The sequence below is a fragment of the Paenibacillus wenxiniae genome (assembly GCF_039822605.1).
In the GTDB taxonomy this organism is placed as follows: Bacteria; Bacillota; Bacilli; order Paenibacillales; family Paenibacillaceae; genus Saccharibacillus; species Saccharibacillus wenxiniae.
Genome location: NZ_JBCGUH010000019.1, coordinates 28,670 through 52,976, shown reverse-complemented (window position 1 = coordinate 52,976; position 24,307 = coordinate 28,670). Strand labels below are relative to the sequence as shown.

At 48.0% G+C, this 24,307-nt stretch carries 22 protein-coding genes, 1 pseudogene and 1 other annotated feature; all 23 genes and pseudogenes read left to right on the top strand.

Going from position 1 to position 24,307, the window contains the following annotated elements; genetic code table 11:
* Positions 1–8: 8 nt before the first annotated feature.
* Complete coding sequence (gene disA / locus AAHF22_RS21560; RefSeq protein WP_347327063.1) at positions 9–1,085, top strand: DNA integrity scanning diadenylate cyclase DisA; 1,077 nt, start codon at positions 9–11, stop codon at positions 1,083–1,085.
* Positions 1,086–1,140: 55 nt separating this feature from the next.
* Entirely contained in the window at positions 1,141–1,872 is a 732-nt protein-coding gene (gene pssA / locus AAHF22_RS21555) for a CDP-diacylglycerol--serine O-phosphatidyltransferase (RefSeq protein WP_347327062.1), read from the top strand.
* Positions 1,873–1,980: 108 nt separating this feature from the next.
* Entirely contained in the window at positions 1,981–3,033 is a 1,053-nt protein-coding gene (locus AAHF22_RS21550) for a PIN/TRAM domain-containing protein (protein WP_347327061.1), read from the top strand.
* Positions 3,034–3,209: 176 nt separating this feature from the next.
* Positions 3,210–3,905: a 2-C-methyl-D-erythritol 4-phosphate cytidylyltransferase gene (gene ispD / locus AAHF22_RS21545; protein WP_347327060.1), complete on the top strand. Its 696-nt coding sequence runs from the start codon at positions 3,210–3,212 to the stop codon at positions 3,903–3,905.
* Positions 3,905–4,387 carry a 2-C-methyl-D-erythritol 2,4-cyclodiphosphate synthase gene (ispF, locus tag AAHF22_RS21540; protein ID WP_347327075.1) on the top strand — a complete coding sequence of 161 codons (483 nt, stop codon included), beginning with the start codon at positions 3,905–3,907 and terminating at the stop codon, positions 4,385–4,387. Before ispD ends, ispF begins: the two co-directional genes overlap by 1 nt.
* Positions 4,388–4,474: 87 nt before the next feature.
* Positions 4,475–5,938 (top strand): glutamate--tRNA ligase, encoded by a 1,464-nt coding sequence (gene gltX, locus AAHF22_RS21535; protein WP_347327059.1) that lies wholly within the window; start codon positions 4,475–4,477, stop codon positions 5,936–5,938.
* 486 nt (positions 5,939–6,424) lie between these two features.
* Positions 6,425–7,105 (top strand): serine O-acetyltransferase, encoded by a 681-nt coding sequence (gene cysE, locus AAHF22_RS21530; RefSeq protein ID WP_347327058.1) that lies wholly within the window; start codon positions 6,425–6,427, stop codon positions 7,103–7,105.
* A gap of 140 nt (positions 7,106–7,245) precedes the next feature.
* Positions 7,246–8,643 (top strand): cysteine--tRNA ligase, encoded by a 1,398-nt coding sequence (cysS, locus tag AAHF22_RS21525; protein ID WP_347327057.1) that lies wholly within the window; start codon positions 7,246–7,248, stop codon positions 8,641–8,643.
* A 16-nt stretch (positions 8,644–8,659) separates the two neighbouring features.
* Positions 8,660–9,103, top strand: coding sequence for a Mini-ribonuclease 3 (locus tag AAHF22_RS21520; protein ID WP_347327056.1), 444 nt, complete (start codon positions 8,660–8,662; stop codon positions 9,101–9,103).
* Positions 9,104–9,245: 142 nt separating this feature from the next.
* The gene (rlmB, locus tag AAHF22_RS21515) at positions 9,246–9,992 is read left to right on the top strand and encodes a 23S rRNA (guanosine(2251)-2'-O)-methyltransferase RlmB (protein WP_347327055.1); all 747 of its coding nucleotides are present in this window, start codon (positions 9,246–9,248) and stop codon (positions 9,990–9,992) included.
* A gap of 5 nt (positions 9,993–9,997) precedes the next feature.
* Complete coding sequence (locus tag AAHF22_RS21510; RefSeq protein ID WP_347327054.1) at positions 9,998–10,522, top strand: NYN domain-containing protein; 525 nt, start codon at positions 9,998–10,000, stop codon at positions 10,520–10,522.
* A 186-nt stretch (positions 10,523–10,708) separates the two neighbouring features.
* Entirely contained in the window at positions 10,709–11,356 is a 648-nt protein-coding gene (gene sigH, locus AAHF22_RS21505) for an RNA polymerase sporulation sigma factor SigH (RefSeq protein WP_347327053.1), read from the top strand.
* A 345-nt stretch (positions 11,357–11,701) separates the two neighbouring features.
* Positions 11,702–11,893, top strand: a complete 192-nt coding sequence (gene secE, locus AAHF22_RS21500; protein WP_188777936.1) for a preprotein translocase subunit SecE — start codon at positions 11,702–11,704, stop codon at positions 11,891–11,893.
* Between the two features lie 22 nt (positions 11,894–11,915).
* Positions 11,916–12,449: a transcription termination/antitermination protein NusG gene (nusG, locus tag AAHF22_RS21495; RefSeq protein WP_347327052.1), complete on the top strand. Its 534-nt coding sequence runs from the start codon at positions 11,916–11,918 to the stop codon at positions 12,447–12,449.
* Between the two features lie 167 nt (positions 12,450–12,616).
* Positions 12,617–13,042, top strand: coding sequence for a 50S ribosomal protein L11 (gene rplK / locus AAHF22_RS21490; protein WP_188777932.1), 426 nt, complete (start codon positions 12,617–12,619; stop codon positions 13,040–13,042).
* A gap of 103 nt (positions 13,043–13,145) precedes the next feature.
* On the top strand, positions 13,146–13,838 hold the full coding sequence (gene rplA / locus AAHF22_RS21485) for a 50S ribosomal protein L1 (protein ID WP_347327051.1): 693 nt from the start codon (positions 13,146–13,148) through the stop codon (positions 13,836–13,838).
* A gap of 75 nt (positions 13,839–13,913) precedes the next feature.
* Positions 13,914–14,080: a sequence feature (ribosomal protein L10 leader region), on the top strand.
* Positions 14,081–14,146: 66 nt separating this feature from the next.
* Positions 14,147–14,650, top strand: coding sequence for a 50S ribosomal protein L10 (gene rplJ / locus AAHF22_RS21480; protein ID WP_347327050.1), 504 nt, complete (start codon positions 14,147–14,149; stop codon positions 14,648–14,650).
* A gap of 90 nt (positions 14,651–14,740) precedes the next feature.
* Positions 14,741–15,100 (top strand): 50S ribosomal protein L7/L12, encoded by a 360-nt coding sequence (gene rplL / locus AAHF22_RS21475; protein ID WP_347327049.1) that lies wholly within the window; start codon positions 14,741–14,743, stop codon positions 15,098–15,100.
* Positions 15,101–15,191: 91 nt separating this feature from the next.
* Positions 15,192–15,788: a class I SAM-dependent methyltransferase gene (locus AAHF22_RS21470; RefSeq protein ID WP_347327048.1), complete on the top strand. Its 597-nt coding sequence runs from the start codon at positions 15,192–15,194 to the stop codon at positions 15,786–15,788.
* A gap of 429 nt (positions 15,789–16,217) precedes the next feature.
* Positions 16,218–19,766 (top strand): DNA-directed RNA polymerase subunit beta, encoded by a 3,549-nt coding sequence (gene rpoB, locus AAHF22_RS21465; protein ID WP_347327047.1) that lies wholly within the window; start codon positions 16,218–16,220, stop codon positions 19,764–19,766.
* A 147-nt stretch (positions 19,767–19,913) separates the two neighbouring features.
* Positions 19,914–23,528 (top strand): DNA-directed RNA polymerase subunit beta', encoded by a 3,615-nt coding sequence (gene rpoC / locus AAHF22_RS21460; protein WP_347327046.1) that lies wholly within the window; start codon positions 19,914–19,916, stop codon positions 23,526–23,528.
* A gap of 270 nt (positions 23,529–23,798) precedes the next feature.
* A complete protein-coding gene (locus AAHF22_RS21455; RefSeq protein WP_347327045.1) occupies positions 23,799–24,047 on the top strand; it encodes a ribosomal L7Ae/L30e/S12e/Gadd45 family protein in 249 nt (82 codons plus the stop codon).
* 137 nt (positions 24,048–24,184) lie between these two features.
* A pseudogene (locus AAHF22_RS21450) lies at positions 24,185–24,307 on the top strand (30S ribosomal protein S12); the annotation flags it as partial.

The window sequence follows — 24,307 nt, the reverse complement described above, 5'->3', positions numbered from 1 at the left end:
AACTGGAAATGAAGGAGCTCAGCCAGGCTGAGAAAATCAATCGTTTATTAAAAATGGTAGCGCCAGGCACTGCATTTCGCGATGGACTGGAAAATGTACTGCGCGCCAAAACGGGCGGACTGATCGTCGTCGGCTCCACCCCTCAGGTGATGGATGTCGTAGATGGCGGCTTTTCGATCGATTGCGAATTTTCGCCCAACTATTTGTATGAGCTGGCGAAGATGGATGGTGCGATTATTTTGAGTGATGATCTGAAGCGGATACTGTATGCTAATACGCAGTTAATTCCGGATTCATCGATCTCGTCGATCGAGACCGGGATTCGTCACCGTACGGCAGAGCGTGTTGCCAAGCAGACAGGCGAACTGGTCATCTCCATCTCGCAGCGCCGTAACATCATTACGCTGTACAAAGGCAATCTGCGGTATGCGCTCAAAGAGATCGGTGTTATTTTAACGAAAGCCAATCAGGCGATTCAAACGCTGGAGCGTTATCAAGTTGTACTCGGTCAGGCACTGACCAACTTGACGGCTTCTGAATTTGAGCAAATGGTAACGATTGCCGAAGTAGCTGGTGTTATTCAGCGCGTCGAGATGGTACTGCGTATTCAAACGGAGATTGACCGTTATATTACCGAGCTTGGGGCGGAAGGTCGTCTGATCTCGATGCAGATGGAAGAGCTGATCGGTACGATTGAGGAAGAGTTCCGTCTGCTGCTCAAAGATTATGGACGCGACATTAGCGAGGAGCGTCTGAACGAGATCATTAACGGATTGAAGCGGATTACCGATAATGAACTTATGGATGCGAATCAAATTGTGAAAATGCTCGGCTATCCGATGGCAGCAGCGCAATCGGAGGAAGTTGTACCGACACGCGGCTATCGCGTACTGAATAAGATTCCACGCTTGCCGAATGTGATCATTCACAATCTGGTAGAGCGCTTTGGTGCATTACATCATGTGATCAACGCGACCATTGATGAATTAGACGAAGTTGACGGCATTGGCGAGGTTCGCGCACGCACGATTCGCTCCGGTCTGGAGCGGATTCAAGAGCAAGTATTTATTGACAGACAAATCTAAAAGCGTTAGAATCGTAAAGTTAATTGGTTAATATATCCATCTTTGAGGTGACAAAATGATAACAAAATCAATTCCAAACCTGTGTACGCTGTTTAACCTGGGACTTGGAATGTTGGCTATTTTACTGGCGCTCAATGATAATTATAGTCTGGCGGCTATTATGGTCATTGTGGCAATGTTAATGGATGGTCTGGACGGACGTATGGCGCGTGCGCTCAATGCGCAGAGCGAGCTGGGGAAAGAGCTGGATTCCCTGTCTGACCTTGTTTCATTTGGTGTGGCACCGATTGTCATTATGTACGATATGGTATTCAGAGACATTAACCCTGTGCTTGCGATTACTGCGTCATTGATTTTTCCGATGTGCGGAGCGATGCGTTTGGCCAGATTTAATGTCAAAGCCGGAGTACCTGGCTATTTTACCGGATTGCCGATCCCGGCAGCCGGAGGCGTACTGGCAACGTTGTCGCTTTTCCATAATGAAGTATCTACACCCTATATGGTTATCAGTACGTTTATCGTATCGTATCTGATGGTCAGTCAGGTAAAATATCCGAATTTCAAAAAAGTCGGCATTCCGAAAAAAGCGTTATGGCTCGCACCCGTTGTCATTGTAGCTGCGGTTGTGATCGCTATTATGTTTCCTGATCAAGTGTCCAAGCTGATTTTCGTACCGCTTGCCCTTTATGCTCTGTACGGCTTTAAACAGAATATTCGTAAATTGATGCGCCGCCAACGGCAAACTCGTCAGGACGATGATAATCCATCCAAAGAGTCCCTTCGTTAAACGAAGCGAACGTATCGGTGCATAACATAAAAAGCATTTATTTCTCGACGTCACTTGGGGAATGAATGCTTTTTTTATTGGCAAAATGATCATAAAGGGGATAGATCGATGCTCGATCAACTATTGCAATGGAATAACATACTGGCACAAGGCGAGGGAAGTCCGCTGCGTACAGTTGTTGAGATTGCGCTTATTTTAATAGCTGCGTTGTTGTTATCACTAATCATCCGGCGTCTGTTAGTCATATTGGAAAAGCGCCGTTTACAACTACTCGCGATGCCAATCGATAAGGTACTTGCTGCCGCATGCGGATTGCTACTAGGATTAGTGCTTGGCTGGCTGGGCGCTTCGATTATTGACTGGTGGGATCATGTCTATGCAGTCGTTCGCACGTTTCTTATGCTCACACTTGGCTATCTAGGTATGCGCATAGGCTATGAGCGTGCAGAAGAGTTGCAGATTCACAGACAGATGGTAACAAAGGGAGGGGCAATCGATACACCTACAGAGGCGGAGATATCACAAACACCGTCTAAAACTACAGCAGAAGCATTGCCAACAGCATTGCCAATGATCAGTATACTGGACGCGAATGTTGCGATTGATGGGCGCATCGAAGGTGTGATCGAATGCGGATTTATGAGTGGGATTGTGATCGTACCGGATTTTATCGTGCAGGAGCTACAATGGATTGCCGACTCTGCCGATACATTGCGTCGTCAACGCGGGAAAAAGGGACTGGATACGTTAACCTGTTTGCATACATTACCAGGGATTGAACTGGAAGTAGCGGCGACTCACTACTCGGATACGCTCAGTGCTGACGAGCGGCTAGTCCAACTCGCAGCGGCGCGTAAGGCAGTGCTCATTACCCATGATCGTAATCTGGAACAGATTGCCGGATTGCACGGTATTCGTGTGCTATCGATCAATCGTCTTGCTGCTCTGATCAAGCCACAGTTACTTGCAGGAGAGCTATTACACATACAGATCACAAGAGCAGGTAAAGAAGCAGGGCAGGGTATCGCTCATCTGGAAGATGGAACGATGATTGTAGTGGAACAGGGGCGCGAGTATATAGGAAGTAATGTGGAGGTCGTGATCACGAGTGTATTACAGACAGCGAATGGGAAAATGATCTTCGCTCGTCCGCATGATTGACAGATCGAGCAGTAACGGTAAGCGAAACGGCGACCGAGCGGTAAAACTACGGGCAAATCAATGGTTGTGCGGCGACGGACACGCTGTGTACGCCTATTCGCTGTTGTGCTGTAGGTGCAGACGGGTATATTATTAAGGAATGGAATTCACACGCTGTATCGTTAAGGATGGGGATTATGGCACAAAAAGCCGGAATCATCGTAGTCGCAGCCGGCAAAGGCTCGCGCATGGGCACGGTGGAAAGCAAGCAATATCTCAGGCTCCAAAACAAGCCGATCATTATACATACACTGGAAGTGTTTGAACGTTCAGAGCTTGTCGACGAGATCGTTGTCGTCACGGGAGCAGATGATCTGGAGCGCTGTGAGGACTGGATCAAGGAATACGGATTGCATAAGGTGACGCATGTGGTCGCTGGTGGTTATGATCGTCAGGAGTCCGTGTACCGTGGACTTCAGCAGCTGAAGTCGGATTGGGTCATGGTGCATGATGGTGTGCGTCCATTTGTTACCGAGCAGCAGCTTCATCACTGCCTGGAAGCAGCACAGCAGGTAGGTGCTTCCGTACTGGCTGTACCGGTAAAGGACACGATCAAGCAGGTAGATCGCAGCCTGCATATTGCGGGTACACCGGATCGCAGTACATTATGGGCCATTCAGACACCGCAGACATTCCGTTATAACGATCTGCTGTCTGCACATCAGCAGGCAGAAGCAGCGGATTTTCGCGGTACGGATGATGCGATGCTCGTAGAACGATTAGGTACACCGATTACGGTCGTCGAGGGCAGCTACACGAATATCAAGCTGACCACACCGGACGATCTGGATTATGCTGCATATTTACTTGCTCGCAAGGGAGAGAATAGATGATGATTCGTGTAGGACAGGGTTTTGATGTGCATCAGCTGGTTGAGGGCCGTCCATGTATTATTGGCGGAGTCACTATTCCATATGAAAAAGGACTGCTCGGTCATTCCGATGCGGATGTGCTGCTGCATACGATTGCGGATGCTGCACTTGGCGCGCTCGGACTTGGCGATATCGGCAAGCATTTTCCGGATACAGACCCGGCATTTAAAGATGCGGATAGCGTCAAATTGCTTCAGCACGTATGGGGACTAATTCGTGAACGTGGTTATCGTCTTGGTAATGTGGACGCAACGATTATTGCGCAAAAGCCTAAAATGGCACCGTATATTCCACAAATGGTGGAAGTGATCGCATCCATACTGAAAGCAGAAGCAGCCGATCAGGTTAATGTGAAAGCAACGACGACCGAGTGGCTTGGCTTTACCGGACGGGGTGAAGGTATTGCAGCACAGGCAGTGATCTGTCTGGTCAAAGAAGTTTAACATCACGTCTATGCCTCACAGGGTGTAGCACAGATGAAATGCTGCTCAACGATACACCATAATTTTGTTGAATCGGAGGAAATTAATATGTCTACTGAAATTCGTGTACGTTATGCACCAAGTCCAACCGGACACCTGCATATCGGCAATGCGCGTACTGCATTGTTTAACTATCTGTTTGCCCGCAGTCAGGGCGGTAAATTTATTATTCGTATCGAGGATACAGACGTGAAGCGTAATGTGGAAGGCGGCGAAGAAAATCAGCTGTCTTATTTGAAATGGCTCGGTATCGAGTGGGATGAAAGCATCGACGTAGGCGGCGACTATGGACCATATCGTCAGACCGAACGTCTGGACATCTACCGTCAGTACTGGCAGGATCTGCTTGATCGCGGACTGGCTTATAAATGCTATTGCACTGAAGCAGAGCTGGAACAAGAGCGCGAAGAACAGATCGCTCGTGGTGAAACACCGCGTTATTCTGGTAAGCACCGCGATCTGACCGCAGAGCAATGTGCGGCATATGAAGCGGAAGGTCGCGTACCGAGCATTCGTTTCCGTGTACCAGAAAACAAAACGTACACATTCAACGATATCGTCAAAGGCGAGATTTCGTTTACAACTGAAGATACAGGTGACTTCGTTATTGTGAAAAAGGACGGCATTCCAACGTACAACTTTGCCGTTGCACTTGATGACCATCTGATGAAAATTTCCCATGTACTGCGCGGGGAAGATCACGTGTCCAATACACCACGTCAGCTGATGATCTATGAAGCGCTGGGCTGGGAACCGCCGCAATTTGGTCATATGACGCTGATCGTGAACGAAAATCACAAAAAGCTGAGCAAACGCGACGAATCGATCATTCAGTTTATCGAGCAGTATGATCAGCTTGGTTATTTGCCAGAAGCGCTATTCAACTTTATCGTCTTGCTCGGCTGGTCGCCAGAAGGGGAAGAAGAAATTTTCTCCCGTGAAGAACTGATCAACATCTTCGATGCAAAACGTCTGTCCCGTAGCCCGGCTGTATTTGATACGAACAAGCTGGCTCACCTGAACAACACCTATATCAAAAAAGCCGATACTGAGCGTATCACGGCAATGGCGATTCCGCATCTGCAAAAAGCAGGTCGTCTGCCAGCGGAACTGAGCGAAGAACAGCAAGCATGGGCGCATGATCTGGTCGCTCTGTATCAGGAGCAAATGGTATCGGCATCCGATATCGTCGATCTGTCGGCGATGTTCTTCCGTTCACATGTAGAGCTGGATACCGAAGCACAGCAAGTGCTCGGTGAAGAGCATGTGAAGACCGTTCTGCAAGCCTTGCTGGACAAAATCAAAGCATCGGACGAGTTCAGTCCAACTGTAGCGGCAACACTAATCAAGGAAGTGCAAAAGGAAACAGGCTACAAAGGCAAACAATTGTTTATGCCGATCCGCGTTGCACTGACTGGTGAAATGCATGGACGTGACTTGAACCATACGATCTACTTGCTCGGCCGCGATCGCGTCATTGCCCGTCTGGAATCGCAGATCAAAGGCTCTTAACGAAAAGGATATTGTTTATTAGCGTATAGTCCGTTATAATGATCACCTGAACAGTGATTCATTTTTTCTATACGTTAAACCGTACAATAAGCAGTCATAACTTGCATATATAATGGCAATGATCAGGAAAAGTACATCTGTGTATGAAGTCTCAGAGAGGATGACTCCGCTACAGGATAGCGGATCGCTGCGAATCATCCACTTCATCCAGATGGAAAATGCACCTGTGAGCTGCGGAGCCGAACGTTCCCGCCTGCTTTCACCCATTTTGAGTGAAAGCAGAGTGAGCAAGTAGGTTTTGCCGGCTGGTCCTTCGTTACGGACTGTACAAGTTGGACAACGACTTTCATCTACGGATGTACAGTCAGGCGATTCGATATCGCTCATTTGTCCAAGCAGAGTGGAACCGCGTAAACCGACGCCTCTGCAGCCGTAACTGGCTGCGGGGGCGTTTTTTAATGAGCGCAAGCAAAGAGAGGTAATCCAATGCTGACCAATTTAAAATCCGATGTCCGCGCCGTGTTCGATAATGATCCGGCCGCGCGGGGCTGGTTTGAAGTCATCTTTACCTATTCAGGATTGCATGCAATCTGGGCGCACCGGCTTGCGCACTGGTTTTACAACAGACAATTTTTTACGGTTGCGCGTGTGGTGTCGCAGATGAGTCGCTTTATGACCGGTATCGAGATTCATCCCGGCGCTACGATTGGTAAACGTCTGTTTATCGATCATGGAATGGGTGTCGTGATCGGAGAGACATGTGAGATCGGTGACGATGTGGTGATCTATCAGGGGGTCACACTGGGCGGTACTGGCAAGGAGAAAGGCAAGCGTCATCCGACGATCGGCAATAATGTCGTTGTCGGTTCCGGTGCGAAAATTCTCGGTTCATTTTCCGTCGGTTCCAACTCCAACATCGGCTCCAATTCGGTCGTGTTACGCGAAGTGCCTGCTAACAGTACCGTAGTCGGTATTCCCGGTAAAATCGTCATTCAAGATGGTAAGCGCGCAGACCGACTCAGCCACCAGATGCCCGATCCGGTAGCATCCCGATTAGCAGAGCTGCAAGCTGAGATCGATCGGCTCAAACAGGAGCTGGAGCAGCAACAGCGCCAGCTCGATCATCGGATGATGTCGACACGGGAGCATAACCGTCATTCCTGCTAAGACGATGCGATCTGGATTGAGTTTCAGTTGAGATCACAATTCAATACACATCAACCTGCCGCAGTTATAACACCAATAGGAGCAGCACCATCCAGCCGAATCTAACCGATTCGACCTTGAACAGAGAGAGGGATAAACGTATGGCATTGCAAATTTATAATACAATGAGTCGCAAAAAAGAAGATTTCGTTAGCCAGGTGCCTGGCGAAGTGAAAATGTATGTGTGCGGACCGACCGTCTATGATTACATTCATATCGGCAATGCGCGTCCGATGATCTTTTTTGACGTCGTGCGTAGCTATTTGGAAAATCAGCACTACAAAGTAGACTATGCGGTAAACTTTACCGATGTCGATGATAAGCTGATCCGCAAGGCAGAGGAACTGAATACAACCGTCATCGAAGTGGCTGAACGTTTTATCGATGCTTACTTTGCTGATCTGGAAGGACTCGGTATTCGCCGTGCAACGATCCACCCACGTGTAACGGAAAATATGGACGTTATTCTTGATTTTATTAGCGCATTGATCGATAAAGGTGTCGCGTATGCGAAGGAAGGCGATGTGTACTTCCGTACCCGTAAATTCGCAGATTATGGCAAGCTGTCCCATCAGAAGCTGGATGAGCTGCAATTTGGGATTCGGATCGAAGTCGACAAACGTAAAGAAAATCCAGAAGATTTCGTCCTCTGGAAAGCGGCAAAGCCGGGGGAGATTTTCTGGGAAAGTCCCTGGGGTGACGGTCGTCCTGGCTGGCATATCGAGTGCTCTGCAATGGTGCGTCATTATCTCGGCGATACGCTGGATATTCACGGTGGTGGTCAGGATCTACAATTCCCGCACCATGAATGCGAATGCGCACAATCCGAGTCGGTAACCGGCAAGCCGCTATCCAACTACTGGATGCATAACGGCTTTATCCGTATCGATGACGAGAAAATGTCCAAGTCACTCGGAAACGGTATCCTCGTCAAAGATCTGCGTGCCGCACACAAGCCAGCAGCGATTCGTTACCTGATGCTATCGACGCATTATCGCAATCCGCTGAATTATACCGATGATACGATGACACAGGCGGAAAATAGCATCGAGCGTATTGGCAATGCAGTCGGTAATGTAAAACATCGTCTGTCCGCTTCGGATGCATCATCACCGGTAGATGCCGAACTGGCTACTCGCCTGCAAGCGATTCGCGTCCTGTTCCATGAGAAAATGCAGGATGATTTCAATACACCGGATGCGATTACAGCGGTATTTGAATGGGTAAATGAAGCGAATCAGCTGCTGCAACGTGAAGTTGTGCAAAAAGCATCGCTGGAAGCGCTGCTGTCTCTATTCGACGAGATGAATGGAGTGCTGCGTCTGTACTGGGAAGATGAGCAACTGCTGGACGAAGACGTAGAGAAACTCATTGCTGAGCGCATCGAAGCACGCAGTAACAAAAACTGGGCACGTTCGGACGAAATTCGTGATCAGCTGTCTGCACAGGGCATTTTGCTTGAAGATACACCGCAAGGTATGAGATGGCGCCGCAAATGAACGGAGGGAGCAGCGTATGACATCTTCCGATCAAGAACAGCCTTTCATGTGGTTCCCCTTTGAACTGTCTCGCCCACTGGATCAGATGCCTCCATTGGCACTGGCGTATATCGGTGATGCGATCCATGAGGTGGCGGTTCGCCAGTATCTGCTATCCGGCAAAAATCTACGTCCTAATCATCTACATCGTTTGTCGACGAGTTTTGTATCGGCAGGCGCGCAGGCGAAAATGCTACAACATCTGGAGCCACAGCTGACCGAAGAAGAAGCAAGCGTCGTCAGACAGGGGCGCAATGCCAAATCCGGCACCGTTCCTAAAAATGCCAGTGTGCTCGACTATCGCTATGCAACCGCATGGGAGTGTCTGCTTGGTTACTTGTACTATAAGGGCAATCAGCCGCGCATTTTGGAGCTGATTACTACAGGAATACAGCATCTGGAGCAGCCGTCCAAGCCTTGAGCAGGTGCGGCTGCTTCCGTTTTGAATAGAAGTGCTTCATCCCTCATCGAATAGACGACAGGATGAACCGTTGTGCACTTGCTACGAAAGCGGGTAATGAATGAGCAATAGACATGCGATTGACAATACAGGAGGAACACATATGGAAGAGGAATATATCGCGGGCAAGCATTCCGTTACGGAAGCGCTGCGTGCTGGAAGAAGTATTAATAAAATCTGGATTGCCGATGGATCACAAAAAAATCTCGTGCAATCTGTAGTGACCGAAGCAAGAGAAAAAGGCATCGTGATCCAGTATGTGGACAAGCGCAAGCTGGATAGCTTTGTGCCTGGCGTACAACATCAGGGTATTATCGCGCAGGCGGCACCTTATGCGTATGCAGAAGTAGAAGATATTCTTGCGGCAGCTGAGGCGAAGGGAGAAGCACCGTTTATTGTACTGCTGGATGAGATTGAAGATCCGCATAATCTCGGTTCGATTTTGCGAACAGCGGATTGCACTGGTGTGCATGGTGTCGTCATTCCGAAGCGCCGCTCAGCATCGATCACGGCAACCGTATCGAAAACGTCGGCTGGAGCGGTAGAATATGTGCCGGTTGCACGTGTGACGAACCTCGGACAAACGATCGATCGCCTGAAAGAGCAGGGCGTATGGGTAGTCGGAACCGATTTGAATACAGATAGCAATCTGTATCAGGCTGACGTGTTTACCGGACCGGTAGCGATTGTGATCGGTAATGAAGGCAAAGGGATGGGCAGACTGATTCGCGAGAAATGCGATGTGCTCGTTAAGCTGCCGATGCAAGGTCAGATCAATTCTCTTAATGCCTCTGTAGCGGCAGGCGTCATTATGTATGAAGTGCTGCGCCGCCGTCAGTCGCTAGGGTAGAGATGATGGCTGATCTCCGTGATGTGCTGCTGGTAGATGGCTACAATATGATCGGAGCCTGGCCCGAACTCGCCAAGCTATCAGAGATTAGTCTACAGGAGGCGCGTGATCGCCTGCTGGAACGATTGGCGAATTATCAGGCGTTTTCCGGACGCCGGGTCATTGCCGTATTCGATGCCTATCGAGTACCCGGATTGGGCAAGGTGTATGAGCAGGGCAAGGTCGAGCTGTATTTTACAAAGGAAAAAGAGACAGCCGATGAAGCGATTGAGCGCTTTGTTGGCCAATTGCGACAGCGCCGAAGAGAGATTTATGTAGCGACCAGCGATATGACTGAGCAGCATGTCATTTTCGGTCAGGGGGCATTGCGTGTATCCGCACGCGAGCTGCTTGTTGACGTGCAGATTAGCGAAAAGCAAATTAAAGAGCGTCTGCGTGAACAACAGCAAGATAGCAGCCGGAATACACTGGATAGAAAGCTAAATGCGCAACAACGAATGATGTTTGAAAAATGGCGCAGGGGGGAGTAGGCTGTCACTGTGATGATAGCTTATCTACGAACCCTTGTTCTTGTTTAGGGTAATACGAACACATATGTGTGCAATCCCGTGTTAAATGGCGTAAATTCGGTTGACGATGTGAGGTTACATAATATATACTGATGCTATATTTTATAGGGTAACGGAGACCTTGCGTTGCAACCGGAGGGATTGTTTGTGAGTGTCGACCTCAAAGATATCATGGTATCACCATATGATTACCAGAGTGATGAAGATCTTGTAGAAGCCGTCCGCCATGGCGATTCCGAAGCACTGGAATACTTGATTACCAAGTATAAAAACTTCGTGCGCGCAAAAGCCCGTTCTTATTTCCTAATCGGTGCCGATCGCGAAGATATCGTGCAAGAAGGTATGATTGGCCTGTACAAATCGATTCGCGATTTTAAAAACGATAAGCTGTCCTCGTTTAAGGTATTTGCCGAGCTGTGCATCACGCGCCAGATCATTACGGCGATCAAAACAGCCACCCGGCAAAAGCACATTCCACTCAATTCGTATGTATCGCTCGATAAGCCAATCTATGATGAAGATTCCGACCGTACCTTACTCGATGTCATCTGTAGCTCAGCGATGTCCGACCCTGAGGAACTGGTGATCAACAAGGAAGAGTTTACCGGCCTTGAAGATAAAATGTCCGAAATCCTCAGCGAGCTGGAACGCAAAGTGCTGATGCTGTATTTGGATGGACGTTCCTATCAGGAAATCGCGGTTGATCTATGTCGTCATGTGAAGTCGATCGATAATGCGCTACAGCGTGTCAAACGTAAGCTGGAGCGATATTTGGAAGTACGGGACGATAACTGAACTCCGCAAGCAACCAAGTGAAGACTCTATCATGGAGTCTTTTTTATTTTGCCGATGCCACTATAAGATACGGCCGTTTGCGCCGGAAATGACCATGTTGCAAAACGGAAAATTTTTGTAAAACAAACGTTAATATTCGTTGACAGTGTAAGGGTGCTATGCTAAAGTGTTTTAGGTAGGCCAAAAATCGCCTGTTTTTAAGTGTGCCAATCTTTAATGCTTTGAAGAATGGCGTGCCTGAGAACTTGCGTAACCACCCTGACCACATGGGGATGAAGAGCAAAACAGACTCTTGGGTCTGGATGAGGTCTTCGTTTAACCAGATCGTCTTTTGGAGGTGTAATCGTGGCACGAAGCTTCAAGTCTGTGTTTTCCTTTTTCTCCGAAAGCTGGGCTGAACTTAAAAAGGTTCGCTGGCCTAATCGTAAAGAGCTGACCAACTACACGCTTATCGTTATTGGTACGATTCTGTTTGTCGGCATTTATTTTTGGGTTTTGGACATCGGCATTTCCGCTGTGATCGAAGCGATAATTTAAGAAGGGTTCCAGGTGGCTTGATATGGAAAAAAGATGGTACGTCGTTCATACCTATTCCGGGTATGAAAACAAGGTCAAGGCCAATTTGGAAAAACGCGTTGAGTCGATGGGCATGGAAGACAAGATTTTCCGAGTTCTTGTTCCGATGGAAGAAGAGCTGGTAAACAAAGACGGTAAGAAAAAGACCGTTATGCGTAAAGTTTACCCAGGTTATGTGCTTGTTGAAATGATCCAGACTGACGATTCCTGGTATGTAGTACGCAATACGCCTGGTGTAACCGGCTTTGTCGGTTCGACAGGTTCAGGCTCCAAGCCGACTGCGCTGCTGCCGGAAGAAGTAGAACAAATTCTCAAACATATGGGTATGGTTGAACCGAAGGAGCATATCGACTTCGAGGTTAAAGAATCCGTGCGCATCAAAGTTGGACCGTTTGCGAACTTTGTTGGCTCCGTGGAAGAAATTTTGGTAGACAAAAGCAAGCTCAGAGTACATGTTAACATGTTCGGACGGGAAACCCCGCTTGAGCTGGATTATACTCAGGTGGAAAAGATATAAGCAGGTTTCTAGGATGACACAGGGGATTGGTACAGCGTAATCTGTAACGATTCTGACCGGTGTTTCCGGTTTAACCGCAGGTTGTGTGGTGTATGCCCATAACGGCGGCGTTTTACGTGGGAGGGCAGCGATGTCCGTCTACCACTATTCGCAAGGAGGTGTTTTACATGGCTAAAAAGGTAATCAAAATGGTAAAACTGCAAATCCCAGCTGGTAAAGCGAATCCGGCTCCTCCAGTAGGTCCGGCTTTGGGTCAAGCAGGTGTCAACATCATGGCATTCTGTAAAGAGTTCAACGCTCGTACAGCAGATCAAGCAGGTTTGATCATTCCGGTTGAGATCACTGTGTTTGAAGATCGTTCTTTCACATTCATCACAAAAACTCCACCGGCTGCGGTTCTTCTGAAAGTTGCTGCTAAGATCGAAAAAGGATCTGGCGAACCGAACAAGAAGAAAGTTGCAGTTGTTAAACGTTCCGCAGTTCGTGAAATTGCTGAACAAAAAATGCCTGACCTGAATGCAGCGTCCGTTGAGACGGCAATGCTGATGGTTGAAGGTACAGCACGTAGCATGGGTATCACAATCGAAGACTAAGATTAGTCTTTACTGTTTTCGCAAGAATGCAGTCTATGCGGAATCATCTGGTTCCGTATATGTGGGAGGAATATCCGCTAATACCACAAAGGAGGAATAATAAATGGCTAAACATGGTAAAAAGTATCTGGAAGCTGTTAAGCTGATTGACAGCGAAGCTAGTTACGAGCCAGCCGAGGCAGTTGCCCTGGTTAAAAAGGCAGCTACTGCAAAATTCGACGAAACTGTTGAAGCAGCAGTACGTCTGGGTGTAGACCCTCGTAAACAAGATCAGGCTGTTCGTGGTGTCGTTGTACTGCCACACGGTACTGGTAAAACTCAACGTGTTCTCGTATTCGCGAAAGGCGAAAAAGCAAAAGAAGCGGAAGCTGCTGGTGCTGACTTCGTTGGCGATCAGGACATGATCAACAAAATTCAACAAGGATGGTTCGACTTCGATGTCTGCGTAGCTACGCCGGACATGATGAGTGAAGTTGGTAAACTGGGCCGTCTGCTTGGTGGTAAAGGTCTGATGCCTAACCCTAAAGCAGGTACAGTTACATTCGACGTTGCCAAAGCTGTTCAAGAAATCAAAGCTGGTAAAATCGAATACCGTCTGGACAAAGCAGGACAAATTCACGCGCCAATCGGTAAAGTATCTTTCACTGAAGAGCAACTGAACGAGAACCTTAAGGCTCTTATCGAAGCTCTGAACCGCGCTAAACCAGCTGCGGCAAAAGGTATCTACCTGAAAAACATTGCGGTATCTTCCACAATGGGACCAAGCGCTCGCGTAAACGCTACGAACTACAGATAATTTAGTGTTGACATTCGTCAACGCATTTGATAATCTGTAAAAGTTGTGATGATGCACGAACTTGTTCTTGCAATTACACTTGAATATGTTTAACCGTAGACAGTAGGTGCCGCTTGCGGCTTAATTTCCTACCGAGGTGTTCTGATAGAATAAAGGATACGGGGATTACTGCTTCGGCAGCTTCCCTCGTATTCCAACTTATCAAGCCTTCGTGATTCTACGGGGGCTTTTTTCATGCCCGTAGAACTTTTTGGTTGCTCATCTATGAATGACCAAAAGGCCAAAAAACAATCAGGAGGTGTCCAAACTTGGCAAACGCAAAAGTGATCCAGACAAAACAGGAAGCGGTAGAAGTCGTTGCAGCTAAACTGCGCGAAAGCGTATCGACAGTTGTTGCTGACTATCGTGGCCTGAACGTTGCTGAAGTTACAGAATTGCGCAAACAACTGCGCGAAGCTGGCGTTGAGTTCCAGGTATTGAAAAATACACTGGTTCGCCGCGCAACTGAGTCTGCTGAATTGACTGAACTGAACGAAGTGCTGGTAGGTCCTACCGCAATCGCGTTCAGCAAAGACGATGCAGTAATCGGAGCTAAAATTCTGAACGATTTTGCAAAAACTCACAATGCTCTCGAACTGAAGGGCGGCGTAGTAGAAGGTCGCGTAGTAAGCGCGGACGAAATCAAAGCACTGGCATCCTTGCCATCCCGCGATGGTCTGTTGTCCATGCTGCTTAGCGTACTTCAAGCTCCAGTTCGTAACTTCGCACTGGCAGTTAAAGCAGTATCCGAGAAAGAAGAGCAAAGCGCGTAAGCACATTGTTCATCGAACTCACGCCCTTGCGGCGTAAAATCGGCTATGGATAGCCAAACAAAAAATACAACCAATATGGAGGGTTTATAAATGAGTCAGGAACAAATCCTTGAAGCAATCAAAGGCATGACTGTACTGGAACTGAATGATCTGGTAAAAGCAATCGAAGAAGAATTCGGTGTAACTGCAGCAGCTCCAGTAGCAGCAGCAGCGGCAGGCGGCGCAGCAGAAGCTGAGCAAACTGAGTTTGACGTAGTACTGACATCTGCTGGTGCTTCCAAAATCAACGTAATCAAAGCAGTTCGTGAAGTAACTGGTCTGGGTCTGAAAGAAGCAAAAGAACTGGTTGACAACGCTCCGAAACCAATCAAAGAAGGCGTTGGCAAAGACGAAGCTGAATCCGTTAAAGCAAAATTGGAAGAAGCTGGCGCATCCGTAGAAGTGAAATAAGAGACTCTCTTATTTCTTGCAAGCCCCTTGAATTCATTCAAGGGGTTTGTGTTTTATAAAGAGGTTTCGTAAGAAAAAGTGAGGGAATGATATGGGAGATCATTATTATTCCAGTCAGCCAGGTGCTGCACATGAACGCCGTAAGCTGGAAACCGAGCTGCGTGGACGTCCATTTACATTTATAAGTGATGCCGGTGTCTTTTCCAAAACAGGGATTGACTATGGTAGCCGAGTCTTGATCGAAGCGCTGGATATTGCAGCAGATGCACGTGTACTGGATGTAGGTTGTGGTTATGGGCCGATGGGGTTATCGGCTGCTATGCTCGCACCGCAGGGACGTGTAACGATGGTCGATGTGAATGAACGGGCAGTGGAGCTAGCGCGTGAGAATGCGAAGCTGAATAACATTCATAATGTCGATATTCGGGTGAGTGATTTGTTTGAAGCGGTAGAAGGGGAGAAGTTCACAGTTGTGATCACGAATCCACCGATCCGTGCAGGCAAAGAAACAGTACACCTGATTTTTGAAAAGGCGGCTGCACATTTAGAGCCAGGCGGCTCATTATGGATTGTTATCCAAAAAAAGCAGGGTGCTCCTTCCGCCAAAGCGAAGCTAGAGCAGCTGTTTGAGCAGGTAGAGGAAGTTACCAAAGATAAGGGTTATCGCATTTTCAAAGCAACCAAATAAAAAAGCCACTTACCGGCCAGGGTAAGCAGCTTTCTGTCGAAACAACAATGATGTTAACAACGTAGAATAGGCGATAGAGGTTGACTCTGATTGCTTAATATGATATTATTACAAAATGTCAGTATTAAGATGCCCTTTTTGACTTTAGTTTTCTGAAAGTTACGAAAATTATTCATGCTAAAGGGTGTTTAATATTGCCCATAAACGTATAATAATCGGTATTTCGGTTATTTTCAACCGCAATCCGCGTTTCAGATACTGGATCACATCCGTTTATAGCTGATGGTGCTCTTTTTTCGAAACAATTCGATAAGAGCTTTTCTCTATTTGTGGGTGTGAACTTCTATGTTATGGACTTATTATACGTGATCCAAACAGCAGTTCGCAATGAAATTTTTATGTGAGTAGACATTAAGGGGTGAGTATAAGTTGGCAGGACATCTTGTTCAATATGGTCGACGCACTCGGCGAAGTTATGCACGAATTAACGAAGTTCTTGAAGTACCAAACCTGATCGAAATCCAACAAAAATCTTATCAGTGGTTTTTGGATGAAGGATTGCGTGAAATGTTCCAAGATATATCGCCAATTCAGGATTTCACTGGCAATCTGGTGCTTGAGTTCATCGACTACAGCCTGGGTGAGCCTAAGTATACAGTAGACGACGCGAAAGAGCGCGACGTTACGTATTCCGCTCCACTGCGGGTTAAAGTCCGTCTCATCAACAAAGAAACGGGTGAAGTCAAAGAGCAGGAAGTATTCATGGGTGATTTCCCGCTGATGACGGAAACCGGCACGTTTATTATCAACGGTGCAGAACGGGTTATTGTCAGCCAGTTGGTTCGCTCTCCCAGCGTCTATTTCAGCACTAAAGTCGATAAAAATGGTAAAACATCATATACAGCTACCGTCATTCCTAACCGTGGAGCATGGTTGGAACTGGAAATGGATGCGAAAGATATTGTCTATGTTCGTATTGACCGCACCCGCAAAATTCCAGTAACTGTGCTGTTAAGATCGCTCGGATTCGGCAGTGATGCTGAAATTCTGGACTTGCTTGGCAATGATGAATACATTCGTAACACCCTGGATAAGGACAATACCGACTCGACTGAAAAAGCGCTGATTGAGATCTATGAGCGCCTTCGTCCGGGCGAGCCACCAACACTGGATAATGCGAAAAGCTTGCTTGTAGCACGCTTCTTCGATCCAAAACGCTATGACCTGGCAAACGTTGGTCGCTACAAAATCAACAAAAAGCTGCACATTAAAAACCGTCTGTTCAACCAGCGTCTGGCTGAAACACTGATCGATTCTACTACAGGAGAGATCGTGGCTGAAGCAGGGGAAATGGTCGATCGTCGTCTGCTTGACGAGATCATGCCGTACCTGGAAGGCGAATTGAACTTCCAAACTTATCATGTTGCAGGTGGCGTACTGGATGCTAACGATATTCCACTGCAAACGATTAAAGTGTTCTCACCAAATGAAGATGGTAAAGTCGTTTCCATTATTGCGAACGGCAACATCGAAAAAGTGACAAAACACATTACACCAGCAGATATCATTTCGTCGATCAGTTACTTCTTGAACTTGCTTCAAGGTATCGGTAACACGGACGATATTGACCACCTCGGTAACCGTCGTCTGCGTTCCGTAGGTGAGCTGCTGCAAAACCAATTCCGTATCGGTTTATCCCGTATGGAACGTGTCGTTCGCGAAAGAATGTCCATTCAGGACGCTAACGTGATCACACCGCAGGCACTCATCAACATCCGTCCTGTGATTGCATCGATCAAGGAGTTCTTTGGTAGCTCCCAGCTGTCGCAGTTTATGGATCAAACGAACCCACTGGGCGAACTGACGCACAAACGTCGTCTGTCTGCACTCGGACCGGGTGGTTTGACTCGTGAGCGCGCAGGCTTTGAAGTTCGAGACGTCCATCCGAGTCACTATGGCCGTATGTGTCCGATCGAGACTCCAGAGGGACCGAACATCGGTTTGATCAACTCCCTGTCTACCTTTGCTCGTATTAACGAATACGGCTTTATCGAAGCGCCATATCGTCGCGTCGATCCGAAAACACACCGTGTAACGGAACATATCGACTATATGACAGCGGATGAGGAAGATAACTATGTTATCGCTCAGGCGAATGCACAGTTGACGGAAGATGGCTCGTTTGCGGACGAGATGGTTATCGTTCGTTACAATAAGCAGGCGGACAACATCCTGCCTATGCCAAGTGAACGTGTTGACTATATGGACGTATCGCCTAAACAGGTTGTGTCTGTAGCGACAGCGCTCATTCCGTTCCTGGAAAACGATGACTCCAACCGTGCGCTTATGGGTTCTAACATGCAACGTCAGGCGGTGCCACTGCTTATTCCTAAGGCGCCACTGGTCGGTACAGGGATGGAGCACAAAGCAGCGAAAGATTCTGGCGTATGTATCGTAAGTAAGTTTGATGGTGTGATTGAACGCTCCACTGCGAGTGAGATTACACTGCGCCGTATCGAGAACGTAGATGGCAAGGAAGTCAAAGGCGACCTTGTTAGATATAAATTACACAAATTTATGCGTTCGAACCAAGGGACATCGATTAATCAGCGTCCGATCGTGAAAACTGGCGATATCATCAAAAAAGGCGATATCCTGGCAGACGGTCCTTCCACTGAGATGGGTGAAATTGCACTGGGACGTAACGTTGTCGTAGCCTTTATGACCTGGGAAGGTTATAACTACGAGGATGCGATCCTGCTGAGCGAGAAACTGGTGAAGGAAGATGTATACACTTCGATCCACATCGAGGAATACGAATCCGAAGCCCGCGACACCAAGCTTGGACCGGAAGAAATTACGCGTGATATCCCGAACGTTGGGGAAGACGCACTGAAAAATCTTGACGAGCGCGGTATTATCCGCATCGGTGCGGAGATTGCTGCTGGCGACATTCTCGTTGGTAAAGTTACGCCTAAAGGTGTAACCGAGCTGACAGCAGAAGAACGCCTCCTGCATGCGATCTTCGGTGAGAAAGCTCGTGAAGTCCGCGATACGAGCCTGAGAGTACCTCACGGTACAGACGGTATCGTCGTAGACGTTAAAGTGTTCACCAGAGAGAACGGCGATGAATTGCCACCAGGCGTTAACCACCTGGTACGTGTATACATCGCGCAAAAACGTAAAATCTCCGAAGGTGACAAAATGGCGGGACGTCACGGTAACAAAGGGGTCGTGGCCCGTATTCTGCCGGAAGAAGATATGCCATTTATGCCGGATGGTACACCTGTACAGGTCGTACTGAATCCACTGGGCGTACCTTCCCGTATGAACATCGGTCAGATTCTGGAAGTTCACCTTGGTATGGCTGCAATGAAGCTTGGTATCCACGTGTCCACACCGGTATTTGACGGTGCGAACGAGTACGATGTATTCGATACGATGGAAGAAGCCGGCATGCAGCGCAACGGTAAAACTATTTTGTACGATGGTAGAACTGGCGATGAGTTTGAGCGTGAAGTCACTGTTGGTGTCATGCACATGATCAAACTGGCGCACATGGTTGACGATAAAATCCACGCCCGTTCCACTGGTCCTTACTCGCTCGTTACGCAACAGCCGCTGGGTGGTAAAGCTCAGTTCGGTGGTCAGCGTTTCGGGGAGATGGAGGTTTGGGCACTGGAAGCTTACGGCGCCGCCTACACTCTGCAAGAGATCCTTACCGTCAAATCCGATGATGTCGTTGGTCGTGTGAAAACATACGAGTCGATCGTTAAAGGCGAAAATGTTCCGGAACCAGGCGTTCCTGAATCATTCAAAGTTTTGATCAAAGAGCTTCAAAGTTTAGGTATGGATGTGAAAATCCTGAACGAAGAAGAAAACGAGATCGAAATGAGAGAGCTGGATGACGAAGACGAAGGTACGACTAATGATAAACTGAGCCTCAACCTTGAAGGCTCCGAAGTTGGCGTAGATTAATAACACTTGTCATATTCCCAAGCATTGTCCTATGAAGGAAGACCGGAGCATTTCCGGTCTTATCCTCTTCATGGGACAGAGCATTGGGTTTTGTGCGGAATACAGAGCTTTACAATAAATAGGATTTGGCCTTAGGAGGGGTGTCTCTTGATAGACGTTAACAATTTCGAATTTATGAAAATTGGGCTTGCTTCCCCAGACAAAATTCGTTCTTGGTCCCGCGGAGAAGTTAAAAAACCGGAGACAATCAACTACCGTACGCTCAAACCAGAGAAAGATGGTCTGTTCTGCGAACGCATTTTTGGACCGACAAAAGACTGGGAGTGTCATTGCGGTAAATACAAGCGTGTACGTTACAAAGGGGTCGTTTGTGACCGTTGTGGCGTTGAAGTAACTCGTGCCAAAGTACGCCGTGAGCGTATGGGACACATCGAACTGGCAGCACCTGTATCGCATATCTGGTACTTTAAAGGTATCCCGAGCCGTATGGGTCTGGCACTGGACATGTCCCCACGTTCCCTTGAGGAAGTTATCTACTTTGCATCTTATGTTGTTACCGATCCAGGCGAGACACCACTGGAAAAGAAACAACTACTGTCCGAAAAAGAATACCGCAGCTACCGTGAGAAATACGGCTACGGCTTCCAAGCAGGTATGGGTGCAGAAGCAATCAAAAAATTGCTGCAAGACCTCGATCTGGACAAAGAACTGGAATTCCTGCGTGAAGAGCTGCGTACCGCTCAAGGTCAACGTCGTAACCGTGCGATCAAACGCCTTGAAGTGATCGAAGCATTCCGTAACTCCGGCAACTCTCCAGATTGGATGATCATGGACGTACTGCCGGTTATTCCACCGGAAATTCGTCCAATGGTACAGCTGGATGGCGGACGTTTTGCTACATCTGACCTGAATGATCTGTATCGTCGTGTCATCAACCGGAACAACCGTCTGAAACGCCTGCTTGATCTGGGCGCGCCTGACATTATCGTACAAAACGAGAAACGTATGCTGCAAGAAGCGGTCGATGCTTTGATCGATAACGGTCGTCGTGGACGTCCGGTAACCGGTCCAGGTAACCGCCCACTTAAATCCCTCAGCCACATGCTGAAAGGTAAACAGGGTCGTTTCCGTCAAAACTTGCTCGGTAAACGTGTCGACTATTCTGGTCGTTCGGTTATCGTCGTAGGTCCTTATCTGAAAATGTACCAGTGTGGTCTGCCAAAAGAAATGGCACTGGAACTGTTCAAGCCTTTCGTAATGAAAGAGCTGGTGAACAAAGGTCTGGCACACAACATTAAGAGTGCGAAGCGCAAAGTTGAACGCGTAAGCCCTGAAGTGTGGGATGTACTGGAAGAAGTAATTAAGGAGCACCCGGTTCTGCTGAACCGTGCACCGACGCTGCATAGACTCGGTATCCAGGCATTTGAACCTATTCTGGTTGAAGGCCGCGCGATTCGTCTGCATCCACTCGTATGTACAGCATACAATGCTGACTTTGACGGTGACCAGATGGCGGTTCACGTACCATTGTCTGCTGAAGCACAAGCGGAAGCACGCCTGCTGATGCTGGCATCCGGTAACATCCTTAACCCTAAGGACGGTAAGCCAGTTGTTACGCCATCCCAGGATATGGTGCTTGGTTCGTACTACCTGACGATGGACAACATGGAAGCGAAGGGCGCAGGTATGATTCTGCGTACTGTCAACGAAGCGGTATCCGCTTATCAACGTGGAACAGCTTCCCTGCATGCTCGTGTTGCAATTCCTGCTAAAGCGCTCGGTAAAACAAGCTTTACCGAGAAGCAACAAACAGGTCTGCTCGTCACGACGGTAGGACGGATTATCTTTAACGAGATTTTCCCTGAATCGTTCCCTTATATCAACGAGCCAACTCGTGCGAACCTGTATCAAGGTATTCCGGATCACTACTTCATCTACGAAAAAGGTACAGATGTACTGGAGTTTATGAAGGCTGTTCCACAAACCGGCGCTGTCGGCAAAGAGTATCTCGGTACGATCATTGCGCGTTGTTTCGAAATTTACCATACCACATTGACTTCGGTCATTTTGGACAAAATCAAGCAGCTTGGTTTCACATACTCCACACGTGCCGGTATTACGGTTGCCGTGTCGGACGTTGTCGTTCCACCGGAGAAGACAGCATTGCTGGCTGAATCCGATAAAAAAGTTGCCGTTATTACAAACCAATACCGCCGTGGTCTGATCACCAATGAAGAGCGTTATGACCGTGTTATCGAGATCTGGTCCCGTACAAAGGACGAGCTGACCGATATCCTCATGAAATCGATGGATCGCTACAACTCCATCATGCTCATGGTTGATTCTAAAGCCCGTGGTAACAAATCGCAGATCACCCAGCTGGGCGGTATGCGTGGTCTGATGGCCAACCCATCCGGTCGGATCATCGAGTTGCCAATCAAATCGAACTTCCGTGAAGGTCTGACTGTCCTTGAGTACTTCCTGTCCACTCACGGTGCGCGTAAAGGTCTGGCGGATACAGCGCTTCGTACGGCTGACTCCGGTTACCTGACTCGCCGCCTTGTTGACGTAGCACAGGACGTAATCGTGCGCGAAGACGATTGCGGTACAGACAAAGGCTTTATCGTTGGTCGCATTCAAGATGGTAAAGAAGTGATCGAAGATCTGTACGATCGTCTGGAAGGACGCTACTGCTTCGAAACTGTTCGTCATCCACAAACGGGCGAACTGATCGTTGGCCGTAACGAACTGATCGACTCCGACAAAGCGGAAGCGATCGTTGCTGCGGGTATTAACAAAGTACAGATTCGTTCCGTACTGAGTTGCCGTACACGTCATGGCGTATGTAAAAAATGTTACGGTCGCAACCTGGCAACAGGTAAACATGTGGAGATCGGTGAAGCGGTTGGTATTATCGCTGCCCAATCCATCGGTGAGCCAGGAACACAGTTGACGATGCGTACATTCCACACCGGTGGTGTAGCCGGAGACGATATCACACAAGGTTTGCCGCGTATTCAGGAGCTGTTTGAAGCCCGTAACCCTAAAGGTCAGGCGACAATCAGTGAGATCGACGGTTCCGTTAAGGAAATTCGCGAAGCGAAAGACCGTCGTGAGATCGAAATCGAAGGCGAAGCAGAAACCAAAGTATACTCTGTACCTTACGGTTCCCGTCTACGTGTACGCGAAGGCGCAGAGATCGAAGCAGGGGACGAGCTGACAGAAGGTTCGATCGACCCGAAAGAAATGCTTCGTATCAAAGGTATTCGCGGCGTGCAGAACTACATTCTGCAAGAAGTACAGCGCGTATACCGTAACCAGGGCGTAGAAATCAACGATAAACACGTTGAGGTTATGATCCGTCAAATGCTGCGCAAAATCCGTATCGTTGACAATGGCGAAACGACACTGCTGCCAGGCTCCTTTGTAGACATCTATGAGTATGAAGATGCTAACAAAGTGGCGATCGTTGCAGACCGTGAGCCTGCTGTTGCGAAACCGGTATTGCTCGGTATTACGAAGGCTTCCCTGGAAACAGACTCCTTCCTGTCCGCTGCATCGTTCCAGGAGACAACTCGTGTCCTGACTGACGCTGCGATCAAAGGTAAAGTCGACAAACTGCTCGGTCTCAAAGAGAACGTTATTATCGGTAAGCTGATTCCTGCCGGAACCGGTATGAACCGCTATCGCAGCGTTAAATTTGAAGAGCCTGAGCAACTGGAAGGCAACGAAGAAAACCTGGAAACTGTAACGGTCGAGTAGTCGGCAACGTTAACGATTCAACAGGTTGAATAAATAGGCGATGCCTGGCATGCTGGGCATCGTGGCTGCAAAACTCAGCCGGCCGGGAAGAGGAATTTCCTTTTTCCGGACCGGTTTCCGTTTTGTGGTTTTTACAAGATGACCTTTAATATTGTCATTACTTTTAAAATCATATTGATTTATGTATTGACACCTGGCCTATGGTAATGCTACTATAGCAAAGGTGCGTGAATAGAACGTTATCCCTGATCTTTTGGAGGGAATCGTAAGATGACTAATGATAAAGGATTACAGGATGCCCGGATCAAGATCGGCACGAAGCAGACGATGCGGATTGTCGAGCAAGGCCAGGCTGAAGAAGTCTATATTGCGCAGGATGCAGAACAGCATCTAATTACCAAGATCGTACAGCTATGTGAGAAGCATACCGTCAAAGTCACCTATGTGGAGACGATGAAGGAGCTAGGCAGAGCTTGCGGGATTGAGGTTGGAAGTGCGATGGCTGTCGTCCTTAAATAAAGGAAGTCAGGAACGTTTTTGCAGGTCGAGGGACAGGCAAAAACTTTTCATTTGTCCTTTTATGAACCGCCTGGGTCTGTGGGCTTAACAGACGGTTTACAAAAGGCTCAAACATATTGGAAGGAGGTGGCAATACAATGCCAACTATTAATCAATTGGTCCGTAAAGGACGTCAAGCGAAAATCGAGAAATCGAAGTCTCCTGCACTGCAAAAAGGGTTTAACGCTCTGAAACGTCAAGAGACAAACCTGAGTGCTCCA